23 protein-coding genes are annotated in these 22,222 nt (G+C 41.5%); 14 read left to right on the top strand and 9 right to left on the bottom strand.

The features are described from left to right. Positions 1 to 328: 328 nt before the first annotated feature. On the top strand, positions 329 to 1,612 hold the full coding sequence (gene thiC, locus MBUR_RS07700; protein ID WP_011499545.1) for a phosphomethylpyrimidine synthase ThiC: 1,284 nt from the start codon (positions 329 to 331) through the stop codon (positions 1,610 to 1,612). Between the two features lie 327 nt (positions 1,613 to 1,939). Here the strand turns inward: thiC and MBUR_RS07695 are convergent, their stop codons facing one another. Together MBUR_RS07695 and MBUR_RS14155 are read right to left on the bottom strand one after the other, a co-directional pair. After that, positions 1,940 to 2,200, bottom strand: a complete 261-nt coding sequence (locus tag MBUR_RS07695; RefSeq protein ID WP_048063315.1) for a hypothetical protein — start codon at positions 2,198 to 2,200, stop codon at positions 1,940 to 1,942. A 271-nt stretch (positions 2,201 to 2,471) separates the two neighbouring features. Then, the gene (locus tag MBUR_RS14155) at positions 2,472 to 2,789 is read right to left on the bottom strand and encodes a hypothetical protein (protein WP_048063314.1); all 318 of its coding nucleotides are present in this window, start codon (positions 2,787 to 2,789) and stop codon (positions 2,472 to 2,474) included. Here MBUR_RS14155 and MBUR_RS07685 point away from each other — a divergent pair. Beyond that, complete coding sequence (locus MBUR_RS07685) at positions 2,788 to 5,154, top strand: vWA domain-containing protein (RefSeq protein ID WP_048063313.1); 2,367 nt, start codon at positions 2,788 to 2,790, stop codon at positions 5,152 to 5,154. The genes MBUR_RS14155 and MBUR_RS07685 overlap by 2 nt on opposite strands. Before the next feature lie 39 nt (positions 5,155 to 5,193). Continuing rightward, entirely contained in the window at positions 5,194 to 8,970 is a 3,777-nt protein-coding gene (locus MBUR_RS07680) for a DUF7594 domain-containing protein (protein ID WP_011499542.1), read from the top strand. A 171-nt stretch (positions 8,971 to 9,141) separates the two neighbouring features. Here the strand turns inward: MBUR_RS07680 and MBUR_RS07675 are convergent, their stop codons facing one another. Genes MBUR_RS07675 through MBUR_RS07655 form a run of 5 tightly spaced genes read right to left on the bottom strand, consistent with a single transcriptional unit; the run spans position 9,142 to position 12,211 of the window. Continuing rightward, positions 9,142 to 9,882 (bottom strand): DUF7289 family protein, encoded by a 741-nt coding sequence (locus tag MBUR_RS07675; protein ID WP_011499541.1) that lies wholly within the window; start codon positions 9,880 to 9,882, stop codon positions 9,142 to 9,144. Beyond that, positions 9,863 to 10,309, bottom strand: a complete 447-nt coding sequence (locus MBUR_RS07670; protein WP_011499540.1) for a DUF7266 family protein — start codon at positions 10,307 to 10,309, stop codon at positions 9,863 to 9,865. Before MBUR_RS07670 ends, MBUR_RS07675 begins: the two co-directional genes overlap by 20 nt. Next, entirely contained in the window at positions 10,306 to 10,764 is a 459-nt protein-coding gene (locus MBUR_RS13020; protein WP_011499539.1) for a DUF7261 family protein, read from the bottom strand. Before MBUR_RS13020 ends, MBUR_RS07670 begins: the two co-directional genes overlap by 4 nt. Beyond that, positions 10,752 to 11,267, bottom strand: coding sequence for a DUF7288 family protein (locus MBUR_RS07660; RefSeq protein WP_011499538.1), 516 nt, complete (start codon positions 11,265 to 11,267; stop codon positions 10,752 to 10,754). The genes MBUR_RS13020 and MBUR_RS07660 overlap by 13 nt, the downstream gene beginning before the upstream one ends. After that, entirely contained in the window at positions 11,264 to 12,211 is a 948-nt protein-coding gene (locus MBUR_RS07655) for a DUF7287 family protein (RefSeq protein ID WP_011499537.1), read from the bottom strand. The genes MBUR_RS07660 and MBUR_RS07655 overlap by 4 nt, the downstream gene beginning before the upstream one ends. A gap of 257 nt (positions 12,212 to 12,468) precedes the next feature. On the opposite strand from MBUR_RS07655, the gene MBUR_RS07650 reads away from it, so the two are divergent. After that, positions 12,469 to 12,894 (top strand): peptidylprolyl isomerase, encoded by a 426-nt coding sequence (locus MBUR_RS07650; protein ID WP_011499536.1) that lies wholly within the window; start codon positions 12,469 to 12,471, stop codon positions 12,892 to 12,894. A 149-nt stretch (positions 12,895 to 13,043) separates the two neighbouring features. Next, positions 13,044 to 13,769, top strand: coding sequence for a hypothetical protein (locus tag MBUR_RS07645; protein WP_011499535.1), 726 nt, complete (start codon positions 13,044 to 13,046; stop codon positions 13,767 to 13,769). A 251-nt stretch (positions 13,770 to 14,020) separates the two neighbouring features. Here MBUR_RS07645 and MBUR_RS07640 read toward each other — a convergent pair whose 3' ends face one another. Further along, positions 14,021 to 14,377, bottom strand: coding sequence for a winged helix-turn-helix transcriptional regulator (locus MBUR_RS07640; RefSeq protein WP_011499534.1), 357 nt, complete (start codon positions 14,375 to 14,377; stop codon positions 14,021 to 14,023). 86 nt (positions 14,378 to 14,463) lie between these two features. On the opposite strand from MBUR_RS07640, the gene MBUR_RS07635 reads away from it, so the two are divergent. The 6 genes from MBUR_RS07635 (at position 14,464) to MBUR_RS07610 (ending at position 18,238) form a co-directional block, all read left to right on the top strand. Continuing rightward, positions 14,464 to 15,123 (top strand): NAD(P)/FAD-dependent oxidoreductase, encoded by a 660-nt coding sequence (locus MBUR_RS07635; protein ID WP_011499533.1) that lies wholly within the window; start codon positions 14,464 to 14,466, stop codon positions 15,121 to 15,123. Between the two features lie 112 nt (positions 15,124 to 15,235). Beyond that, positions 15,236 to 15,988, top strand: coding sequence for a DUF166 domain-containing protein (locus MBUR_RS07630; protein ID WP_011499532.1), 753 nt, complete (start codon positions 15,236 to 15,238; stop codon positions 15,986 to 15,988). 25 nt (positions 15,989 to 16,013) lie between these two features. Continuing rightward, positions 16,014 to 16,355, top strand: a complete 342-nt coding sequence (locus MBUR_RS07625; protein WP_157196678.1) for a CGGC domain-containing protein — start codon at positions 16,014 to 16,016, stop codon at positions 16,353 to 16,355. A gap of 14 nt (positions 16,356 to 16,369) precedes the next feature. After that, the gene (locus MBUR_RS07620; RefSeq protein WP_011499530.1) at positions 16,370 to 16,738 is read left to right on the top strand and encodes an ATP-binding protein; all 369 of its coding nucleotides are present in this window, start codon (positions 16,370 to 16,372) and stop codon (positions 16,736 to 16,738) included. Positions 16,739 to 16,745: 7 nt separating this feature from the next. Continuing rightward, the gene (locus MBUR_RS07615; RefSeq protein ID WP_011499529.1) at positions 16,746 to 17,717 is read left to right on the top strand and encodes a hypothetical protein; all 972 of its coding nucleotides are present in this window, start codon (positions 16,746 to 16,748) and stop codon (positions 17,715 to 17,717) included. Between the two features lie 95 nt (positions 17,718 to 17,812). Continuing rightward, on the top strand, positions 17,813 to 18,238 hold the full coding sequence (locus tag MBUR_RS07610; RefSeq protein ID WP_232221882.1) for a metal-dependent transcriptional regulator: 426 nt from the start codon (positions 17,813 to 17,815) through the stop codon (positions 18,236 to 18,238). A gap of 19 nt (positions 18,239 to 18,257) precedes the next feature. On the opposite strand, the gene MBUR_RS07605 is transcribed toward MBUR_RS07610, so the two are convergent. Further along, entirely contained in the window at positions 18,258 to 18,575 is a 318-nt protein-coding gene (locus tag MBUR_RS07605; RefSeq protein WP_048063311.1) for a cupin domain-containing protein, read from the bottom strand. A 245-nt stretch (positions 18,576 to 18,820) separates the two neighbouring features. On the opposite strand from MBUR_RS07605, the gene MBUR_RS07600 reads away from it, so the two are divergent. The 3 genes from MBUR_RS07600 (at position 18,821) to MBUR_RS07590 (ending at position 22,183) form a co-directional block, all read left to right on the top strand. Continuing rightward, on the top strand, positions 18,821 to 19,996 hold the full coding sequence (locus MBUR_RS07600; protein ID WP_052286219.1) for a hypothetical protein: 1,176 nt from the start codon (positions 18,821 to 18,823) through the stop codon (positions 19,994 to 19,996). Positions 19,997 to 20,127: 131 nt separating this feature from the next. Further along, the gene (locus MBUR_RS07595; protein WP_011499525.1) at positions 20,128 to 20,589 is read left to right on the top strand and encodes a DUF5806 family protein; all 462 of its coding nucleotides are present in this window, start codon (positions 20,128 to 20,130) and stop codon (positions 20,587 to 20,589) included. A gap of 316 nt (positions 20,590 to 20,905) precedes the next feature. Continuing rightward, the gene (locus MBUR_RS07590; protein WP_011499524.1) at positions 20,906 to 22,183 is read left to right on the top strand and encodes a UbiD family decarboxylase; all 1,278 of its coding nucleotides are present in this window, start codon (positions 20,906 to 20,908) and stop codon (positions 22,181 to 22,183) included. Positions 22,184 to 22,222: the final 39 nt, after the last annotated feature.

The raw sequence follows: 22,222 nt of genomic DNA, 5'->3' as shown, positions 1-22,222 counted from the left end.
AGATGTAAAACCATTGCAAATATGGTATCTATCTGAATATTTCATCAAAACAAGTAATCTTTTCTTTATTTGAATTCAACAAAACTTGAATCGTGCCAATTTTATAGATATATGTTTATCTGCATCAGTCTTAAAATTATGAATAAAACAGCACTGTAATGGCCTATAATTTTTTTATTCAAATATTTGATAATTAGATGATAGTTAACGTCATTGGAACAGTTTCTCCTGTATTCAACTTTACTTGATTAGCTCTCAAGTTCATTTTTTGACAATACTTAAATAAAATACCTTCTTTTTTGGGATAACTAATCACGAGGTTTAAATCATGTCAATTGTAGAAGATGCAAAAGCTGGTAAAATTACGGAAGCTATGAAAGTAGTCGCAAATGTCGAAGGCTTAGAGCCAGAGTTCATTATGCGCGGAATCGCTGCAGGTAGGATCGTAATCCCAACTTCACCATACAGGGATGTTAAGCTCTGTGGTATCGGCGAAGGTCTGACAACAAAGGTAAATGCATCTATTGGTGCATCTTCCGATATCATCGATGAAGATATGGAAGTTGCAAAAGCAAAGGCTGCAGAAGCAGCAGGTGCTGACACCCTTATGGAGCTTGGGACAGGTGGAGATTTCCTTGGCATCAGGAAGAAGGTATGTGACGCTATCTCCCTCTCCGTTGGTTCAGTCCCACTCTACCAGGCTTTCATTGGCGCTGCAAAGAGAGACGGTTCTATCATCCACATGACAGAAGATGATCTGTGGAACGCAACTGAGCAGCAGGCAAAGCTCGGTACCAACTTCATGGCTATCCATACTGGTATCAACAACATCGTTCTCGACAGGCTCAAAGCACACGGTCGCTATGGTGGTATCTGTTCACGTGGCGGTGCGTTCATGACTACATGGATGCTCCACAATGAGAAAGAGAACCCACTCTACGCTGAATTCGATTATCTTTGTGAGATCCTTAAAGAGCACGAAGTTGTTCTTTCCACAGGTAATGGAATGCGTGCAGGTGCTATCCACGATGCTACTGACAGGGCACAGGTACAGGAGCTCATCATCAACTCTGAGTGCGCACAGAAAGCACATGACAAGTACAACCTTCAGGTAATTGTAGAAGGTCCAGGTCACGTACCACTCGATGAAGTAGAGATGAACGTTAAACTCATGAAGTCCATGAGCGGACACAAGCCATTCTATATGCTCGGTCCACTTGTAACAGATATCTCTCCGGGAAGAGACCACATCGTAACAGCTATCGGTGCAGCAACATCCGCATCACACGGCTGTGACTTCCTTTGCTACGTAACTCCTGCAGAGCACCTTGCACTTCCAAACATCGAGGATGTTATTGAGGGTGTCCAGACATCCAAGATCGCAGCACACGTTGGTGACATGGTCAAACTCGGAAAGAGGGACCAGGACCTTGCAATGGGCAGGGCACGCAGAGACCTTGACTGGAAGAAGATGTTCAGTCTTGCACTCGACCCGGAACTCGCAAGAAAAATCAGAACCGAGAGATCTTCAGCAGATGAAGATGCATGCACAATGTGCGGTGACTTCTGTGCTGTGAAGATCGTAAACCAGAACTACAATCTCGCAAAGTAATGCCATTGGCATTACTTTTAACCTCTTTTTTGGTTTCGTTTTTTGTCGTACATTTCCATATTGTTTTTAGAATTTAACTCCCTTATTTCTGATACTAGCTATATATAGCAGTATTTACGAGGATCGACCATCAACTAAGCAGAGTTCATGGCTAGTAAAATGAAGTGCCAGCTAGTAGAATAGGGTAGAATGGATGACAGTTGGTAGAAACAGCAACAGCTAGTAAGGTCTTGTCTAATAATTCATGAAAATAAGATATTATTCACCATTCTGGTGTAGAATGGTGCCATTAAAAAATTTCAATTATCTTTTATCCCATCTAATTAATCAGTATTTTGTCTTTGTTACGTACGAAAGGTCAAGTTTTGATACATTCGACTTCTGAACTACAAGGATCGATGATCCATAGTCAGGATTTTCATATTTGAAGATTAACCAAGTAATATCATCTTCTTCCACTTGGCTGCAATCTGTAATGTTATCATACCAAATGATAGAGGATGATGCACTGTCAAGCAAATAGATATACCCTGACAGTTCCTGTCCCTCTGGAACAGTTTTTATCATTTCGAGAATTGAATTAATCATTTTAGTAACACCCATTTTAACAACCCTTACACATATAAAATGATTTTGGTAAATATCGATATTGAATACGGTATTGGCATTATATATTTTTAATTGGTGGGGCATTATTAAAATAAAACTGTATAATAATTAAACCATCCACATAAACCATCCCGATATTGTAACCTTGTATCTATCTATATTATACTTGCTTAAAATCCACGTATTATTATTAATCATATTTATATACTTTCAAATCTAATATTTATACTGGTGGATAATGAAGGGCAAATCACATGAAAATATCAGCAAAGTTCGCGAGCATTCTACTTCTATTATTTTTATTCACAACTCCTGTTATGGCTGTAACACTGGAATTTTCAGCCAGTGATACTTCGGCACAGGTAGGGGACACAGTATTATTAACTGGCCGTCTCATGAATGGGACACTACCTCTTAACAATACCTCGGTTAATTTTTCTACCAATTTTGGAATGCTTAGTTCCTCTTCTTCCACAACGAATGATTCCGGTTTTGCTACAGTTTTCATCAATTCAACAATTTCCGGCAATTTGGTCGTAAATGCCAGTTCGGGAACTGAAACGAACATGACCAACATCTCCTTTTTACCTGCTCCTATAGAGGACATAATCTTCGAGGTCAACAAAACCGATCCGTCTGCAGGAAATGCGGTAGATGTGAATGTCACTCTTCGCGATCAGTATGGCAACATCAACAACACTCCAACCATCAACCTCTATCTTACAATGGTGGATGTACTTTCAGAACTACATGATGAGAACATTGTCCTGTCTGAATGGATGGGTAATATGTTCGAAATATCCATTGATCATAACAATATGACCTCTGTCAAATCGACTGAAGGTACAGGTCTTTTGTTACGAATAAATTCCACTCTCGCAGGAACACTCTCAATAGGATCGGATGCATTGGGAATTATAAATAATACATCTGTAGTTTATGCACCATCCACTCCCTACTCAATGGAAGCACTTTATGATGACGAGTATGTTGTCAATACAACTTCTGAGATTGTTGTAAGTTTACATGATCGTTATGACAATCCGATAGAAGGAGCGACTTTAATTTTCAACGCAACATATCCGATAGACACCATATACAACAGTCCGGTAACTTATAATTCATCATGGCTTTCTTCTTCACTGGAATCCACGCCGTTGGGTGGTAAAGTGACTGTTTATCTTAGAACAGACAAGCGTGCCGGAGAAAATATTGTAAATATAGGTGCGTTAAATACATCTCTGTTCCTGAGGCTCAGCATAACCGGTACTCCTGACATTGCAACGGACCTTACACTCTCATCAACACCTTCTTCCTGTTATGCAAACAATGAAGATGCATATCGACTTTCTGCACAGATAATAGATCAGTTCTTGAATCCTTTGCTTCCAGGTAGTTTTCAAATAAAGGACCAAGTCCTGTTTGAATCCAGTTTAGGTTCGACCCTGATCCCTTTAAATGACTATGGGGTTGCAACCACTGTAGTTGGTCCGACTCCCTATGTGGAAAATATTTCTATCACAGCGACCTACAAAAATGAGACTGGTACTACTAATATTAATACATCGAAAGAACTTTCATTTACAGAAGGGCCTCTGTCAAGATTTAATTTTTATGCCAATCCAAATGTTGTGCTGGCAAACAATCTGTCAGGAAATCATGACTCAACTGTTACATTAATAGCACTTGATGCATGGGGTCATTCTCTTCAGAATATTAATGTAACTCTTAACAACACAGCTCCTTCTTTAGGAACTCTTTCATTGGATGGGTCCAATGAATCGAATCTAATAAACTTCACAACTGACCAATATGGGCGAGTGATCACCGAGTTCACAAGTTCGAACTTTGTAGGGAACTGTACAATAATTGGATTAAGTGATGCCATAAATGATAGTCTTTCAATAGAGATAAGGAACCAGCCTTTCATCAGTGCTTCCATCGATGCAGAACCTTATGTAGTAACCTCTGGTGATATTGTAAATATTACAACGGTCATTACAGTGGAAGGGGAATTGCCTGTCAGTAGGTCGGCTGCGACATCAATGCTTATTCTTGACCGTTCTGGAAGTATGGACCCTGATTACTATGCAGGCACGGCACTTGACATAGTTCTTGTCCTTGATCGTTCAGGAAGTATGAAATTCCTTGGAAATGCGCCGGAACAACCACTAACCGATGCCAAGTCAGCAGCAAAGATATTCATGGAGAATCTGCTCTCGAATACAGAAGTTGGAGTTGTCTCTTTTTCAAGTACCAGCACTGTGGATCGACAACCCGTATCCCTTAATATTTCCGGAAACAAAGATCTGTTGCATAATGCGATCGATTCCATGGTCGCAGATGGGGGTACTGCAATAGGTGATGCGATGGCAGATGCAAATAACCTTCTTATCAATGGTCGGCCGGACGCCAAAAAAATAATGATAGTTCTTACTGATGGTGTAGCAACTGCAGGATCCGATCGAGATGGTTCAGATGCAATAAGTACTGCGAATCTAAACAATATCAGAATATACTCTATAGGTCTTGGAAGTTCTGAATATATCGATGAGCCTATGCTAAAGCGCATTGCGTCCGAAACCGGTGGTAGCTATTATAACGCCCCGAGCGGTTCAGAACTGCAAACAGTTTACAATACCATTTCAAAAGAGATCAGTGATTTCGATGTAACCGAGATCGATTATGGTACTGAAGGATTTACTCCTTACAGCTATGTATTTGCAGACGACCTTAACCTGACATCCTCAGATGCACCATATATTTTAAAATACGATGCATGGGACATTGATGATTCCAATGAAGATTGTAAGGTGTGTGTTAATGGTAACTATAGTTTCGAACTATCTGTTACCGGGGACAAAAGATGGTCGACCTTTGAGTATGATATCTCATCAGTGGTTCTGGGTGGGATGAACACTATCACTATTTAGAATACGCATGATTATACCAATTCTATCAGAAATCTTGAATTGTTTGCGGATGGGATACTTGTAGCATCCGATCTTTCAGAAAGCACGTACACAAATGCAGCGCCATATGTGATTAATTTTAACACTTCCTATTATGGATATGAAAAAGTATTTCAGGTGAACGAGTCAGTCAATGATCTAAAGGCAATGGCGAGCTGGAGCTCCATAAGCAATGATCTGGATGTCAGATTAACGTCACCATCTGGTACCTCGTATGGAAGGGCAGAATCTACTTCTGGATATTTCACGGATGAAAGATTCTCTGCAGACATCAGCATTAGAGATACAGAATTCGATACTTTCATCGACTCCTCTTCCCCGAACACCAATTTTGGATCATCGACTTCACTATATGTTACCAGTGATATGAACAATGCAGGTGATCAGGCAGCTTCTATTATGAAATGGAGCCTTCCTTCAGCACCTACTCATAACACGACGATCCAAAGCGTTACTCTTTATTTAAAAGGAGTGAATGAACCTTATGTTGGATGGGATGCGGGTAGTGATTCCAGAAGCATTACAGTTTATGATGTTTTGACACCATATTCAGTTCCTACATGGAACAATAATGCAACATCACAGACATGGGAGTCTGGTTCCTTTAGTGGTTCTGATTACAACAATTCATACGCTATTGATACTCTTTCACGATCTTCTTCCATTGCAGGTGATGTCGTTGAGTTTAATATAACTGATTCAATGTGGGGTACGGATAGAGTTCCTGAATGGGATGATGAATGTAGTATCGTACTTGTGGGAAGCGGTTATGCCGGAACAGATGCAGATCCTAGTATTGATCGTTTTGCATCATCTGATACTAATGAAAATGACCATCACTATGATCTCAATGGTTGGAGGCCTTTGATAATCGTGGAATATTCGATAACCAAAGAAACTTCTGAATTTGTGTGGGTGCAGCCTACATTTTATGAGTACCCTGATACTGATATGGTCGAGGCCGGAAACTGGACCTTACAGGTTAGCAGTTCTTCCAGTGATGAGCCTTTCACACTTACTACTTTCATAGACAAAAAAAGTGCGACACAAATTGCATCAAAGGCATTTATATCAAGCTTCGATGAAAGTCGTGGCGATCTCTCCGGACTTGTTCTCTACAGTGACAATCATGTTGTTACTTCGGACAACCAATCCAGCTACATTCGCAACAAAAGCGAATGGTTAAGCTATTTCACACCAGAAAAAGATGCATTTTACAGTTTTGAGCTATCATGGAACGATAGTTCAACTATCGACATGTCATTGTATGAAGGGACTGAACTCTTATCATCATCGAACGGCATAGATCCCAAGGTGGTGAATTCATCTCTGCTTACAGGGAATGATTATCACATTATCGTGAACAAATCAGCAGGCACTGAAAATGACACATTCTTCACGATCAATGCAACGAGCAGACAACTTAGTGGTTTGATGTCCGCTTATTACGATAGTGGGAGTTCCGGTGTTCCAAGATATCGTATATGGGAAGGCGATCAATGGTCAGTTGAGCGATCAGCTAACTACGTTGGTGGGTCAATACGTCAATTGATCTTAGCAGAATCTCCTGTTGAAGAAGAAATAATACTCGGTACCGGAGATTACAACCGTGATTTCAATGTGCAGGTTTGGGACGGTTCTGGCTGGAGTGGAGTAGAACAATTCACATCCTATATGGATTCATCTACTACCCGTGGTTTTGATATTGGATATGAGTCGATATCTGGGGATGCACTTGCAGTCTATATGGATATGACCCTTAATGAGGGAGTTGCTCGATACAGGGTTTGGAATGGAGCACTCTGGTCTCCGGCTTCATCAACTGATGCTACCAATCCCGGCGCAGGGAATGTTTGCTGGGTCGAAATTGTTTCAAAACCATATTCTGATGAAATGATGCTTGTCACTCTCGATGATGACAATGATATTCGTGCACAGGTCTGGAATGGATCTGGCTGGGGCAATCTGATCACAATAACGAATTCTGCTGCAGCTTATGGTTATTATCAGTGTTTTGACGTGGGCTATGAGCAGCAAAGTGGAGATGCAATGGTCATCTGGGCAGAAAGCAATGGGGATATACGTTCGCGCGTCTGGAATGGGGTATCATGGGAAAATGAAAGCACTATCTTTGATCTTGGTGTTCCCATTGGATACTGGATAAAGATCGCGACAGATCCGAATTCAGATAATGCTATTGTCGGTGTCGAAGATGACGGCATGGATATCCATGTTTCTATGTGGAACAGTACGTCATGGACACCCCTTACTGAAATAGAAGACGATTGTTATGAATATTCCAAACGTATTTTCGATGTGGCCTTTGAGGGTAGCAGTGGGGATGCTATGGTCGTTTGGGGCGACAGTACGAATACGCCAAAATATCTGGTATGGAATGGATCTAACTGGGGGGCTGAAGGATCGTCATCCAGTCTTGCAAGTTCGGGTTACACTCGATGGGTGAACTTAGAATCTAATGTTGATTCTGACGAAATATCTCTGATTACTTCTGATGGAAGCTCGGATATAAATGTCCAGAAATGGAATGGTGATTCGTGGAATGTTCCTTATGAGGTGGAGATATCATCTTCACGTTATTACGAAGTATCTGATATTGTGTATCCATGGAAAGATACGACATATTCATCTACGGAGTTGAACTGGAAGGAATGGAGGGCGACAGTCACTTCATCATTGTCAAATAATTCTCTTGTTCATCTTAGTAATTCAATCGATACTATTACCGCAGATGGGCTTACTGCAATTGATGAGGGGCTGTATGAAGCCAATAATGAACTCTCAGCAATTACAGGTAATTCAACAGTTGTCCTTATGAGCGATGGTCTGGATAACGCAGGACATCACTCGTTAATAGAAGAAGCACTTCGCGCAAAAGAACACAATACTGTCATCTATACTGTTGGTCTCGGGAACAATGAAGATGAGGTAGATCCTATCCTTTGTGAGATCGCCAATATCACTGGTGGTAAATATTATTTTGCACCCAATTCTACAGTATTAGAAGATATTTTTATAGGCATTGCATCAGAGATAACAAATTTTACTGCAGCAGGTCCTACACTTTCAATGCACATACCTCACAATTACATAACTGGATTGTATATAGCTACGGCAACTTACATACCAAATAGTACGAATTCTACGGTTGGCAACTCAACTCAATATTCAATACCAATGGGTGCCTCGCAAGGCAATGCAGAACCAATTCTAAGTACTGAGGGAGATAGGTCGGAATTACTTTGGAATTTACCCTCCATGAGTCCGGGGGATAAATGGGGTGTATGGTTCCAGGTTAAAGTTCAGGGTGCAGGTTCGGTTCCTTTGATATTACCTACATCATCGATAAATTATACCGATGTCAATGGAACGAACATTGATGTTAAGATAAGTTATGAAGGTGAAACAGGAATTTCCGGATTTGGGGCAAGTGTTGATTATGTATCTCTTGGAAATATCTCAATTATTCCCGAGTCTCCAACAGTGCTTATTGGAGAGGATGCGCTATTGGATCTAAAGGCTGTCTATTCTGATGGGAACCCAGCCATTGCTAACATGCAGATATATTCAAGTATCGGGACCTTCAATGAAACTGAAAACCCAATAAACATAACGATCAGTGGGTCGGATCAGATCAACTTGATGAGCATGATGGCAGGTACTGCACACATAAAGGCTATAGGAAGCAATGGAAACAATTCAGTATCTTCGAATGCTGTTGTTTATATCAGGCCAAAAGGTGTAATAACGCTTTCATGAAAACGTTATTACTTTTTTTTGATAATACTATTGGTTCAGATCATCATCATGTGGTTAGATTATTTATTCAAAAAAATATCGTTCAATGACCGATGACAATTTTAAAAAAGGATGAGGATGTGGTCTTAAATTACCACCTCCCTTCTTTTATTTATCTTGCGACGCTCATATTCAAGTAATTCTGGTGTCCACGATGTTGTGACCTATTATCAGGAATGTGTCGTTCTTATATGCTTCAAAATAGGTTTCATTGATGACTGGAGATGTTGCAAACCCGATGTCTTCAAAGTAATCTCTCCAGACATATGCATAATCGCTGTTCATTTTTAAAGATACATTAACAGGTATATCTGTTCTTGTCAGAACGGTGTCATTGTGTTCCATCTTCAAAGTAATCACAGAACTTCCGGATGAACCGCCATTACCATTGACCTGCACGATGCCAATAGTGGTTATGTCATCGCCTCCAATAATCGTTGAGTAGATCCGGGGATCCGAAAGCATGATCTTCGAGCCGGTATCATACTGGGCCATTACAGCGCCGTTCTCATAAGCTAAAGACCGTTCCCCTTTCATGTATTCTATCTTTCCTATGGGATAATGTGTACTTGTCCCATTATATGTTATGTCCATGAAAGGTGTACTATCGATCCACATTCCTGCCGAATGAAGCTTGAGGTTCATGTTCTTGACAGGAGTCTGGTCAAAAGAGACCATTTTCATATCACTTTGCATAACAATGAAACTTTGTTCAGCTCCTTGAAAGATGCTTGAATCCATGTTCGATTGTAAAATGGGATAGCCCGTTACATAAATGAAGCTCATTCCTATTACAACTACACCAAACAGAAGTATGAATCCTACTGTTTCAGATACGGCTTTATCTCCTCTATCATTGTCTTCTTGAGTCATAACTGATCATATGCTCCATTTCACCACTCAAGGCAGTTCCGTTAATTGGGACCGTACTTGCGATCCCGCTGATCGTTACATCTACTTTCCTTTGAGATGATTGGGATTCCACTTCAATTAGCTGGTCTGTAGTAGCCACGTCTGCATTTATTGTATAATATTCATTTCCAATGGTCGTTGGTATCATGTACTTTGTATCGATCCTGCCATTTTCCGGTGCGATAAGGTACATATCGGTGAGTGTAGTGCTCATCATATTCCCTATATCACTGAATCCCTCTTCGACTACAATATCACTTTGTCTTTCCAGTAAAACATCGTTCACGCTAAAATGGATGACTACGAAGAACATTATGAATATGGATGAATACAACAGATAACCGGTTGTAGAAGATACTCCTTTTTCATCTTTGAATAATAATCTCATACTCTGACCTCCACTATCTCTGGTTCTGAAGAATAGAATGTATTACCATCATTATAGCTGATGTTCAACCAGACCATATCACCAAAAGATGATGCTGATTCGTTTATTGTGATGTTCGATACACTTATAACAACCGTTTGGCCATGTGAAGCATACAGCAAACTTGTCTGGCGGTTAAAATCATCAATAATAGAAGTAGTGATCTCTGGAATGGTCTGATTAGATGACTGGTTTATCTGATGTGCAATATGAACTGCCTGGGATGTAGCATCTCTTGACTGGGATACAAGATCCCTGATATCATCTTTTGGAAATTCCAGGGCATTGTTAGATGAGTGATAACCGGTAACTGCCGCATTGTTCATGAGGGTTACCAGGAAGACCAGGGCAATAGCTACCACAAGACCTGAGAGCAGGATCCACTGTCCCTGATCATTTTCAATTATACGTGCCATGCAGTTAACCTCACTTCTATTACTTTGAGTTCATCATCGGCTACCACCCATGTTCCGCCATAAGAGTTTACAGTTGAATTGCTCAACGCTACAAGTCGGTTCGCAGTGATCGAATTCTCTGTGGGGGCACCATTGAATACAGTGTTTTTCACTACCACACTGTTATTTTCCACATAGGCAAATTTAACATTGTACATGAGATCCGGCAACATTATTGCCAATTGCTTATCGAGTGCTACAAGTTGATTTTTTCCGTAAGAGGCTTCTGTGCTTGTGTTCCAGCTGGCAACGCATTCCGTCAGGTTATTCTCAATTGTAGTATCAGGAGTTACATCGAGTATCACAAGCGCATCATTTATTTTCTGCTTCATCTGCACTTCAAGGAAATTCTCCGTTTGAGGAATGATCACCACTGAACTTTGTGCAACAGCCAGTACTGTTAGGGTGATCAGAACTGCTGCCATAAGTCCTTCAAGAGTGTATATTTGTGCTTTATCGTTCATTTCCAGACCTTCACCATCATTTGTGCCAGTTCATAGAACGGTTCTTTGCTAGCTGTGTATTCCACTGCTGGCCCTGAAATAAAGGTAACATCATCGAACTCAATTTCTACAAGGCTTGAATTTTCAAAAGCCATTGGATAAATTTCCAGACGAAGCATATTATTGCTCATTATAGGAGGGGAATAGGGTTCAAAGCCATTGCTACTATTTTTAAGATAAACAACATAATCATTCGAGCTGTTCAATAGCGTTCCATCCATGGATATATTCTCGAAACTTGAATTTGGAGAGGTCGTCGTAAAGTTGTTGATGTCAATTACCATCTTGCCTTTTTGTGACTCACTTATAGATATTCTTGTAGTGTCCGCAGTTCCATTGGAATAAAGGGAATTGGCATCATAGTCGACAAATGTACCCGTTTCCACTAATGCAAGGCGCTCGATCTTGAATACGTCTACAGAATCTGTATTTATCTCTCCCCTGACAAATAAAGTATCGTTCAGTAAAATGGGGTTACCGTCCCGATGAAGGGAGATGTTGTAACCATATCTGATATGTTTTCCATTGATATTGTCATAAAGTCCTAATTTCGTTATCAGGGTATCTTCATCGAGGTACATTAACTGCAACGATTTGTCCATGCTCAACAGATTTATCGTATCCGTTAGTCGGGTTTCCGGAACAGTATCTACTGCAAGCCCTATTCTTGTTGCGTTGGATACATGATCTTCCCAATCCGTACCCCTTTGGGTGCTGTTCTCCCACCAGCCCGGATCTTCACTGAGGATCGTAGCAGTGCGATATGCTGTAAAAGCAATACCAGTCTCATCGGTAGAATCAGAAACGAACAAACCCGGTACAAACTGCATTGTAAAAGTAAACGCAACTAAAAATAAAGCCATTCCAAAGAGGAAATCAAGAGCAACTTGACCGCGATCATCCATTCTTATCACTTTATATTTGTATATCCTTTATATAAAACTAATATGTATAATTTGTTTCAAACAAACGCTATTATAATCATTACATTTTATAAATATATATGTATATGGTGTTTGGGATGTATATATGTATCTTGGTCAATGACCTAAATTTGTATGCAACACATTAAATTGAATGTCATATACATATATATTTTTTCAATAAGTAATACGGAAACCCTTAAATTATCGATTGCCATAATTTCGGGAGGAGACCAATAATGAAAAAAGCAATAATTGAGACAAATAAAGGAACTATAGTACTCGAACTTTTCGAAAAGGATGCACCAAAAACGGTTGCAAATTTTGAGAAGCTTATTAAGCAGGGCTTTTACAACGGCCTTACTTTTCACAGGGTAATCTCTAACTTCATGATCCAGGCAGGATGTCCAAAAGGCAATGGGACCGGTGGACCTGGCTATTCTATTAAATGTGAGATAAATCCAAAGAAGCATACAAAGGGCGCCCTTTCAATGGCACATGCTGGAAAGAACACTGGTGGAAGTCAGTTCTTCATCACTCACTCTCCTCAGCCACATCTTGATGGCGTACACACTGTATTCGGAAAGGTCATCGAAGGCATGGATGTTGTCAATGCTATCAAGCAGAGCGATGTCATGACCAAATTAACAGTAGAAGAAGAGTGATACAGATAGTATCTATTCTTTTTGTTAAGGAATAACGTGGGCAATAGAGGGCATGTTCAATTGTTTGGGTATTAATATACATATTAACAATTTGCCTTGATATTGTTCCTTTTTTCATATTTACTACGTAATTTAATATAAGGTGTAACATGGATCAAAAGACGTTCAATCGGGTAAGGTTAGCAAGTATTGTGCTCAATGAGATCGAAGATCTTGCTCCTAAAATGTATCCATTCCTCGAATTTGAGAAGAACAAGGATGAGTCGGAAGGGAAATACAGGCTGCTCCCACTTGTGGGCGAAGCTAAAGAGTCGCAAGCAATTTTTTCGGTGAAATACCAGAAATGGGCTGTAGAGGTTCTTGATCTGTTACAGAGATTCTATCCTCAGAAAGTGGATGAATTTACTGCTGCATATCAGTCAGCTCTTCCTTATGTCACGCTTGAACTTAAACCAAAGATGGCAAATAGCCATAAACTGAAGTTCGAATTCACGAAGTATTTGACAGAACAGAGAACCATTCTTTCACACCTGTTCGCGAAAGTTTCAGCTATGGAAATTACAGATGATGAATGTGATATGAATGAGGATGTCGAATGTGGCTTCACAGATAATTGCCTGAGGGTTTTCAGGGCTGCTGTTCAGCCGGTATTGGAAACTGAAATAAATACGTTCAAGGCAAACCTTTCCGAAAGGAACGGTGACTTCAAGGAAATTATTGATATGGCAGATCTGATAAATGATGCCGCTACAAATGATGTCAGCAAATTGATTAATAAGTGTAACAGTCTTAGAAAGCTGTGTGCGGAAAATGTTGAATGCGAGGATGCTATCAGATCATTGACACCCGTATTTGATATTATTGGCAGGATGTGATCCCGCCCTTTTTTTAATTCGGCTATCTATTATTAGGATAAATTATAATTTGCACAGATTTTGGGATTAATTTTAACTTCATTGCAAGCGGTAGCCATAGCTGAAGCTGATGGTGTTATATAAAAAAGTGCAGTTACATATCAAAGAAGACCCTGAATCTCTTTATGATGAGGTCTTGCTGAGATAAGGTCACTTATGTCCGTTCTTTTGAGCAGAGGTTGTGGCTGCGGAGCCCTTTGATATAGGTACGTTCACAATTTACAGTTCTTGCATTTAGAGAGCCCGCATGCTTTATTCTCGAATTTCCATTCAAGACCCCATTTTTTGATAGACTGGATGATCTCCATGAACTCTGCTCCACTTTCTGATAGGGAGTAAGTGTATACCATGGGGTAAGTAGCCTCATCAAGAGTCCTTTTAATAAGACCGTCTGCCTCAAGTTCTTTAAGCCTGGTGGAAAGTGTCTTTGGGGTAATACCTGCAACTTTTTTCTTAAGTTCATTGAATCGTTTTTCACTGTTATTTCCTTTGTACAGTTCAAGAAGTATGCACATAGTCCACCTTTTGCCAATGATATCGATCGTTTTATAGATGGTACAATCCTTCATAGTATCCACCAAGAAACTGCCATTATATATAGAAGTATCTCAAATATACTTGATACCAAAAAGATATCCATCGGAGTGATCAAAAAATGTCAAAAGATATACTTGAAAAGGGAGCTATTGTTCAGAGAGACAAGGAAACATTCGCTATCGCACCACATATTACTGGTGGTATTGCGACGCCTGATCTTCTTAGAAAGATCGCAGATGTTTCTGAAAAATATGGAGCTGCTGCAATTAAGGTCACATCAGCACAGAGACTTGCCATCGTTGGACTTAAGGAAGATGACCTGGACAATGCCTGGGATGACCTTGGGATGAAACCAGGGGCAGCAATAGGGCTTTGTGTAAGAAGTGTGAAGATCTGTCCGGGAACCACATTCTGTAAGAGGGGACAGCAGGACTCTGTCGGGCTTGGGATCAAACTCGATGAGAAATACCATGGAATGGAGCTTCCATCAAAGTTCAAGATCGGTGTTTCAGGTTGCATGAACTCATGTGCGGAGAATGCCATAAAAGATGTTGGAATAATGGGTACTCCTAAGGGATTCACAGTAATGGTCGGAGGCAGTGCAGGTCTAAAACCACGCCTTGCAGATACTATCGCTGAAGAACTTGATGAGGATGAGGTTCTTTCACTTGTTGATACTATCATTTCATTCTATAAGTCACATGCAAAGAAACAGCGTATTGGAAAGGTCATTGAAGAGATTGGACTTGATGCTTTCAAGAAGGAAGTTGGACTTTAAGTTGTTAGGATCTTTCATAAACTGAGGGCTTCAAATAGCCCTTTTTTCTTATTTGTTTAGTTTATATTGTTTTTAGATCAGCTTGATTCCTGATGGCTTAAGGGGGTTAACAATGAGGATAAGTTTCTATTATAATGGTGAGTTCGGTAAAAAGGTCATAGGCAATATCGTCAACTCAAGCACGTTCTGCACCTCGTGTGGAGACCTGTGTGACCACTGTCGTGAACTGAAAATATCGCACGCGGATAGTATTGTCGATCTCTATGAGTTCCCTGATGATCTTCCTGAGTTTATAGATGATCCTTTCGATCACATCCCGAAAAATGTGGGTGAATGTGACCTCCTCATAGCCATGGACCTGCATCCCGACATCTTTTCGGTGCTTCCTGAAATAGCAGCCAATGCTAAAGCAAAGGCAGTTATAGCACCTGTGGAAGTGCCAAAACTTGCACCTGCAGGACTTGTACAGCAGGTCAAGGGAAAGCTGGAGTCCGCTGGTATTGACTGTGAGTTCCCCAAGCCTTTCTGTTCACTGACAAAAACAGGCAAGGCCCTTATCGATGAATTTGTTGATATGGGATTTGGAAGGCCCCTGCTGAGGATCGAGATCGATTCTGATCGGAGGATATTCTCCCATGTGCAGGTGCTTAGGGATGCACCCTGCGGCTCCACATGGTATGTTGCAAAAAAACTAAGGTGGACCGATATTGAAGATTACAAAGAGATTGTATCGGGTGCACATCATGCATACCCATGTACTGCCAGCATGGATAAGGATACCCAACTGAAAGATACAATATTGCATGAAGCCGGATACATCATAAGGGGAAGTGTGGAAGAAGCTTCGGGTTTCAAAAAGGAGTGAAGAGCACACTTGAAAATGAGGCGATATCATTATTGAGGAAAGACCTAAAAAAATAGCAGTACTTCGATGCGACATTGTTTCCGAGGCATGTCCCGGAGTTGGGTGCTTAAAGGCGTTCAATGCCAGGAAAGTAAAGTTTGCAGACTACGATGATAATACTGAGATGATCGCATTCTTCACATGCGGTGGCTGTTCAGGAAGAAGGGTCTTCCGACTGGTGCGTTCCCTGAAAAAACACGATATTGACGTGATACACCTGAGTTCATGCATGATCATGAAGAACTATCCGGAATGCCCGCACATTGATTCGATCAAGAAGACCATCACTGATGCAGGTATCGAAATTGTTGAAGGAACACATCACTAAAGGAGATATAGAGAATGGTTAAAAGAATGATCGTTAAGATAGATGAGGATAAATGTACTGGCTGCGGACAATGTGTTTCACCTTGTGCCGAAGGAGCTATACAGATAATTGATGGAAAGGCAAAGGTCGTTTCTGAAGATCTTTGTGATGGTATGGGATTCTGTATCGGTATCTGTCCTGAAGGTGCTATCACGATAGAGGAAAGACAGACGGTGGAGTTCAATCTTGAAAAGGCAGAGGCTCAGCCAAAGAGCACGGATATCTCTATCTCCTGTTTCAGTTGCGGTGCCGGAGAAAATGAAAGATACCTCCTGCCCATGAGGCACAATTTGGAAAGCCTCTGGGTCTGCACACGCTGTCTGCCTCAACTTATCCATGGGTGAGCGGTAAATGGAGCTTGAACTGACATCTGTACCGGACAACGTATGTGATTATACGTTCAATTTCTACTGGTATGAGAAAGAGCTGGAGCCATCTGCTGTCATACCTGGTCAGAATGGTACGGAATATACCTATCAGCAACTTGTGGACGAGCTTAAGAAAGGAAATGATGTTCACATTAAAGGGAGTATTGGAAGTCGTTTTGCCTATTCTCTGGGAGTTGACCTTGCCCATTTCGGAGGTAGCGCCAAGACCGAAGCTGCCGGTAACATCTTCGTTGAAGGAAATGTGGGGCCTGAAGCAGGTATGGGGATGTCGGCAGGATCGCTTTACATCACAGGTGATATTGAACAGCCGTTTGGCAACATCATTGAGGCCGTATCCGATGTTGAGGGATACAGGAAGTTCATTTCCATCACTGAACTTCTGTGTGGCAATGGAGTTGAAGAGCTTTGCAAGAACGAGTTCGATGCGGTAAATGGGAAACTGATACTAAATGATGGTATTCTGCGGGGAACACTTGCCTCAAGATGTAATTGCGATGCAGAAGTTATCGTAAAAGGTGATGTTTACAACGGAACAGGACTTCTTATGGAAAGGGGTAATGTCAATGTGCAGGGTAATGCCGGGCTTAACACTGGCGCTCATCTGAATGGTGGCTCTGTTGTGGTAGAAGGTGTGGTGGGGGAATTCTCCGGTGCTTATATGAAAGCTGGAACTCTCATTTTCAATTATGCTAAGGGGTATGTAGGTGCCGGTATGCTCGGTGGCACGATATATTCAAAAAAGAAAGTGACACCTGCTCCTCCTGCTGATAAAGTGCGAGTGGGTGGTCAGGATATCTCTATCGTTCGAAAGTTGACCGGTGCAGGGCGAGTGGAGTCCATGTTGTATAACAAATATGAGGTCGGTGAAGAGAAAGAACAATATGTCAAGGTAAAAATGAGGGATGGTTCTATAGTAATGCGTAAATTGGACTGATGTCTATTTCTTCATCTATTTCTTCTTATGATCTATTTAAATAACAAACATTGTATCTCCATTATATTTGTTATACCTAAAAAGGTTGGATGTACTTGACTACGGAGAGAACTGAAGACTACCTTAAGGCTATTGATACCATTATTGAGAAAAAGGGCTATTCTCTGGTAAAAGATATCGCACGATTCCTTGATGTAAGTCCGTCCAGTGTTACGGGAATGTTCAAAAAGCTGACAAAGGAAGGATTCATCAATTGCGAGAAATATGGTGGTGTCACTCTCGCCCCTGATGGAAGAAAGCTTGCGAAAAGCACGAGGAAAAGTTCAGTGTGTTGCATGAGTTCCTCGTCCTCCTTGGTGTGGATGAAGATACCGCAGATGATGATGCTTGCAATGGGCGTATTGCCTGTGATTCCTGTAAACTTTGTACAGTCGTATCCTTCATATGTCTTCGACCTGAACCATACTAGATATGCGGTTGACAGGGAGATTGCGGAGAGTATATTTGTCAGGCTCGAATGAGACAGATAACTTATTTAGCTCAATAGTGTACCGCCAACCAGAGGGTTTCTGTCGTGTCACTGGTCCAAATGACTCTGTGTTTGCAGTGGGCAGGAATATTAATATGATCGCCAGGAGCGAGGTGCACTACCTCCAAATCTTCAAACACCAACTTCGCCTCCCCCTGCAACACCATTACCCATTCACTGCGGTCTTGATCGTACCATTGTCCCCCTGGGGTCACATGTTTCTTTGAAATAATACGCTCGATCGATACCCCATGTTGATCCACCAAAGGCTCGAACACTTCATGGGTTAGATCGACTGGTATTTGGTTAAATATATTATGTTTTTCCATGGTACACCTCATGGATTCGATCAATAAAAAGGACACCTTAAGGTACCCTTACATTGTCAGTTACCAAGGCCTGCATGATGCAAGGCTCGAATTTAAAGACCAGTGGCGATACCCACCTATTCATGGATATAGTGGATGATCATACCTTCACTCCTGTCATCAATAACTTTATCTTATGTTCCATACAGACCTCTGTCCTATGAAAATAGGATCTGAACGACCCCTATTCAAAGGAAGTGGACAGTTTGCGTGATATTATCATGCATATACACGACAGCCCCTGTCAGCTCGTTCTTGCGGCAACAGGAGGCGGTGCCGGAGCCATTGATCAACTGTTGAGGTATGGTGGCGGTTCTGCTACAGTTCTTGAAGCGCTCGTGCCCTACAGCTCTAAAGCCCTCGATGAACTGATTGGCAAAAAACCTGAAAAATATGTTTCACCTGTGACTGTAAGGGCCATGGCCATGGCTGCATACCGCCGTGCGTTATCTCTTGCAGGCAATGACGACGGGGTGGCAGAAAAAAGATTGATGGGCGTGGCTGCTTCCTGTAAACTTTCTGTGGGGGATGACGAGCGTGAGGGGCGTGAACATAAGATCTTCGTTGCTATACAGTCCTTTGATAAGACCCTTGTAAGAACGCTCATACTCAGAAAAGAGCGGTCAAGGGAAGAAGAGGAGTATATTGCAACTTGCATGGTAGTCGATTCCATTGCAAAAGAATGCTCTTGGACTGGTAATCTGCTCCTTGAAGAGCTTTTATGTGGGGATGAGGTCGTTGAAGAAAGGGAAGCCACCGCTTCTAAAGAAGTGGCTCAGATGCTCGCCCTTCCTGATAATATAATGAACAGTTTGGACCTTGTATCAGATGTTGTTCAATTCGATCTGGGCGGAGAAAATGTTACTGAAAAGCCGGAAGTTATATTCTCAGGTTCTTTCGATCCGTGCCATAAGAATCATATTCAAATGGCTGAGCAGGCTTTTAATAAATTAGGGAAGAAGGTTCACTTTGAGATCTCTCTCACAAACGTAGACAAGCCATCGATAGACCTTATATCGCTTCAGGAAAGGCTGGATTCCCTCAGGAAGTACAAGGATTATGTATTTTTTGGTGGTGTTCTCCTAACGGTTGCACCATTGTTCATTCAGAAAGTAAATCTTTTCGAGAAAGCCACTTTCATTGTTGGCGCGGATACTGTGAACCGTTTATTCAAAACCCGATACTATCGCAATGTTGAAGACATGAGGGACATGCTGCAATATTTCAGGAATAGGAACACTCATTTCCTTGTGTTCCAGAGAAAAGGGGTTGACCTCGAGCTTGAGCCTGATATATTAGATCTTTGTGAGGTCGTTCCTCTTGATGACTACCTCGATAATGGTACTTCTTCAACTTCGATTAGAAATGTTGTGCAAAAATGAATGATATTGTTAGTTAGCGAATGGATCAAGTTTGATATTGTGTTCTTTGTATGAGATGCAACATATATGTGTAGGAAAGTATTTATCTGGTTGCAATACATTTTTGAACATAGGTATTTCGAGGGAATATTTTGAACAAATATGAGAAATTCACTAAATTGGAGAACAAAAGTTACTCTGATGTCACACGTTTTCTGAAAAAGACCACTCATCTTACTGCACGCGAATGGGTGATCGCACGTTTGTGTGCTGATTTCAAGAATCTCTCGAACCGTTCCGAGATGACCTGGATAGGAGAGAACCTGCCGGAGCTTGTTCCTTTTGTTGATGAACCATATACTAGGCAGGAAGTGTCCAATGCACATGCTGCTTTCAAGCACAAGATCGAGAGAAGCGGTACCACTTTCTTTTATGCATACTATGCGGGGCTCATCGGACAGGAGGAGATGATAAAGATAATACACAAGATCGTATCCGACCTGCAACTTCTGATCGAGACCGAGAGCGGTGAGATTTCCGATGACCATATGACAGATGTGCAAATGCTTGTGGCAGATACCCTTCACAGGATAAATGAGTCTCTGGACTATTGAGCGGTATAAGTACCATTGCAATAAGTTATCATTTAAGATAACATTCATTATCTAAAAATAATACTATTTATGGTATAAGGCAATTCTAATAATTGCTTCGAAGATGTTGTCGCACAAAAACCCATTACAACTCCTTTACATCTTGATTTCCCAAAAATGTTGATGTTTAATTGGGTCAACCTCCTCCTTTGACAACATTTTCTTCCTTCCTTTGCCAGCATTTTCTTTTTTTGTGTTCCATAACATCTGCCGGACAAGAAAAATGAAAGGTACGACAATGTATTTAACATGAGACATTTTCTTATACATCGATACAATGAGCTTCAGAGATTTTATCGACCATTTACGAACCAGTGGCAGGTTAGTTGAGGTCACAGAGCCTGTTTCGAAAGTATTCGAAGCACCAAGACTTGCAAAGAAGAGCAATGCTCCCATACTGTTCCACGATATTGACGGACAAAAAGCCATCATGAACTTATTGGGTTCAAGAGATGAGCTTGCCGATATGTTCGGGGTCCCTAAGGATGGTATTATACAGAGGCTTTCAGATATAAGGCCGGACGGGGAAGTAAAGATAGTAGATACCTCTCCGACCATGGAGGTCATTGAGAACGATGTGGACCTTTCAAAACTTCCTCTGATGACACACTTTGAGAAAGACGGTGGTCCTTATATCACAGCCGGAGTTGTCGTTTCCGAATATGGCGGAATGATGAACGCATCCATCCACAGACTGATGGTCGTTGGCAAGGACAAGCTGGCAGCACGTCTTGTTCCTCCACGGCACTCTTACGTACTCCACAAAAAAGCAGCTGAGAACAACGAGCCTTTACCGGTAGCTATTGTGTTGGGTGCTGATCCGGTAATAACATTCGCTTCCACCACCCGTGTTCCGGCAGGAAAGGAATTCGAGTACGCAGCAGCTCTCAGGGGTGCTCCTGTGGAACTGTTCGAGTGTGAGAACGGTGTAAAAGTGCCACATGCGGAGATAATCCTTGAAGGATATGTGGACCCCACAGAAAGGGTGGATGAAGGCCCTTTCGTTGATATCACAGGCACCTATGACCTTGTACGCAAGGAACCGGTGATCACAATTACAAAGATAATGCACAGGAAGGATCCAATCTATCACGGCATCCTTCCGGCAGGTGCAGAGCATCTTCTCATGATGGGTGTGCCTTATGAGCCAAAGATATACAATGCAGTGGCAGAGGTCACTACCGTAAAGAACGTAGTGTTGACTGAAGGTGGATGTTGTTATCTCCATGCGGTAGTACAGATAGAGAAACAGACCGAAGGCGATGCCAAGAACGCAATCATGGCGGCATTTGCAGCTCATACGAGCCTTAAACATGTTGTTATAGTGGACGAGGATATCGATATCTTCAATATTATGGATGTGGAATTTGCCATTGCAACAAGGGTGAAAGCTGACCTCGATGTCATGATCATCCCGAACGTGCGTGGAAGTTCCCTTGATCCAAGAGGCTCTCCCGACGGGACCACCACCAAGATGGGCATAGATGCCACAAAGGTTCTTGCAGAAAAAGAGATATTCGAGCGCGCGAAGATGCCCGACGTTCTTCTTTTGTAAGCTGCTGGTGTGTGGTGAGATATTCGAGCGCGCGAAGAT

Source organism: Methanococcoides burtonii DSM 6242, assembly GCF_000013725.1.
In the GTDB taxonomy this organism is placed as follows: Archaea; Halobacteriota; Methanosarcinia; order Methanosarcinales; family Methanosarcinaceae; genus Methanococcoides; species Methanococcoides burtonii.
Note: the sequence above shows the minus strand (reverse complement) of the source record. Positions and strands in the feature narration are given on the sequence as shown.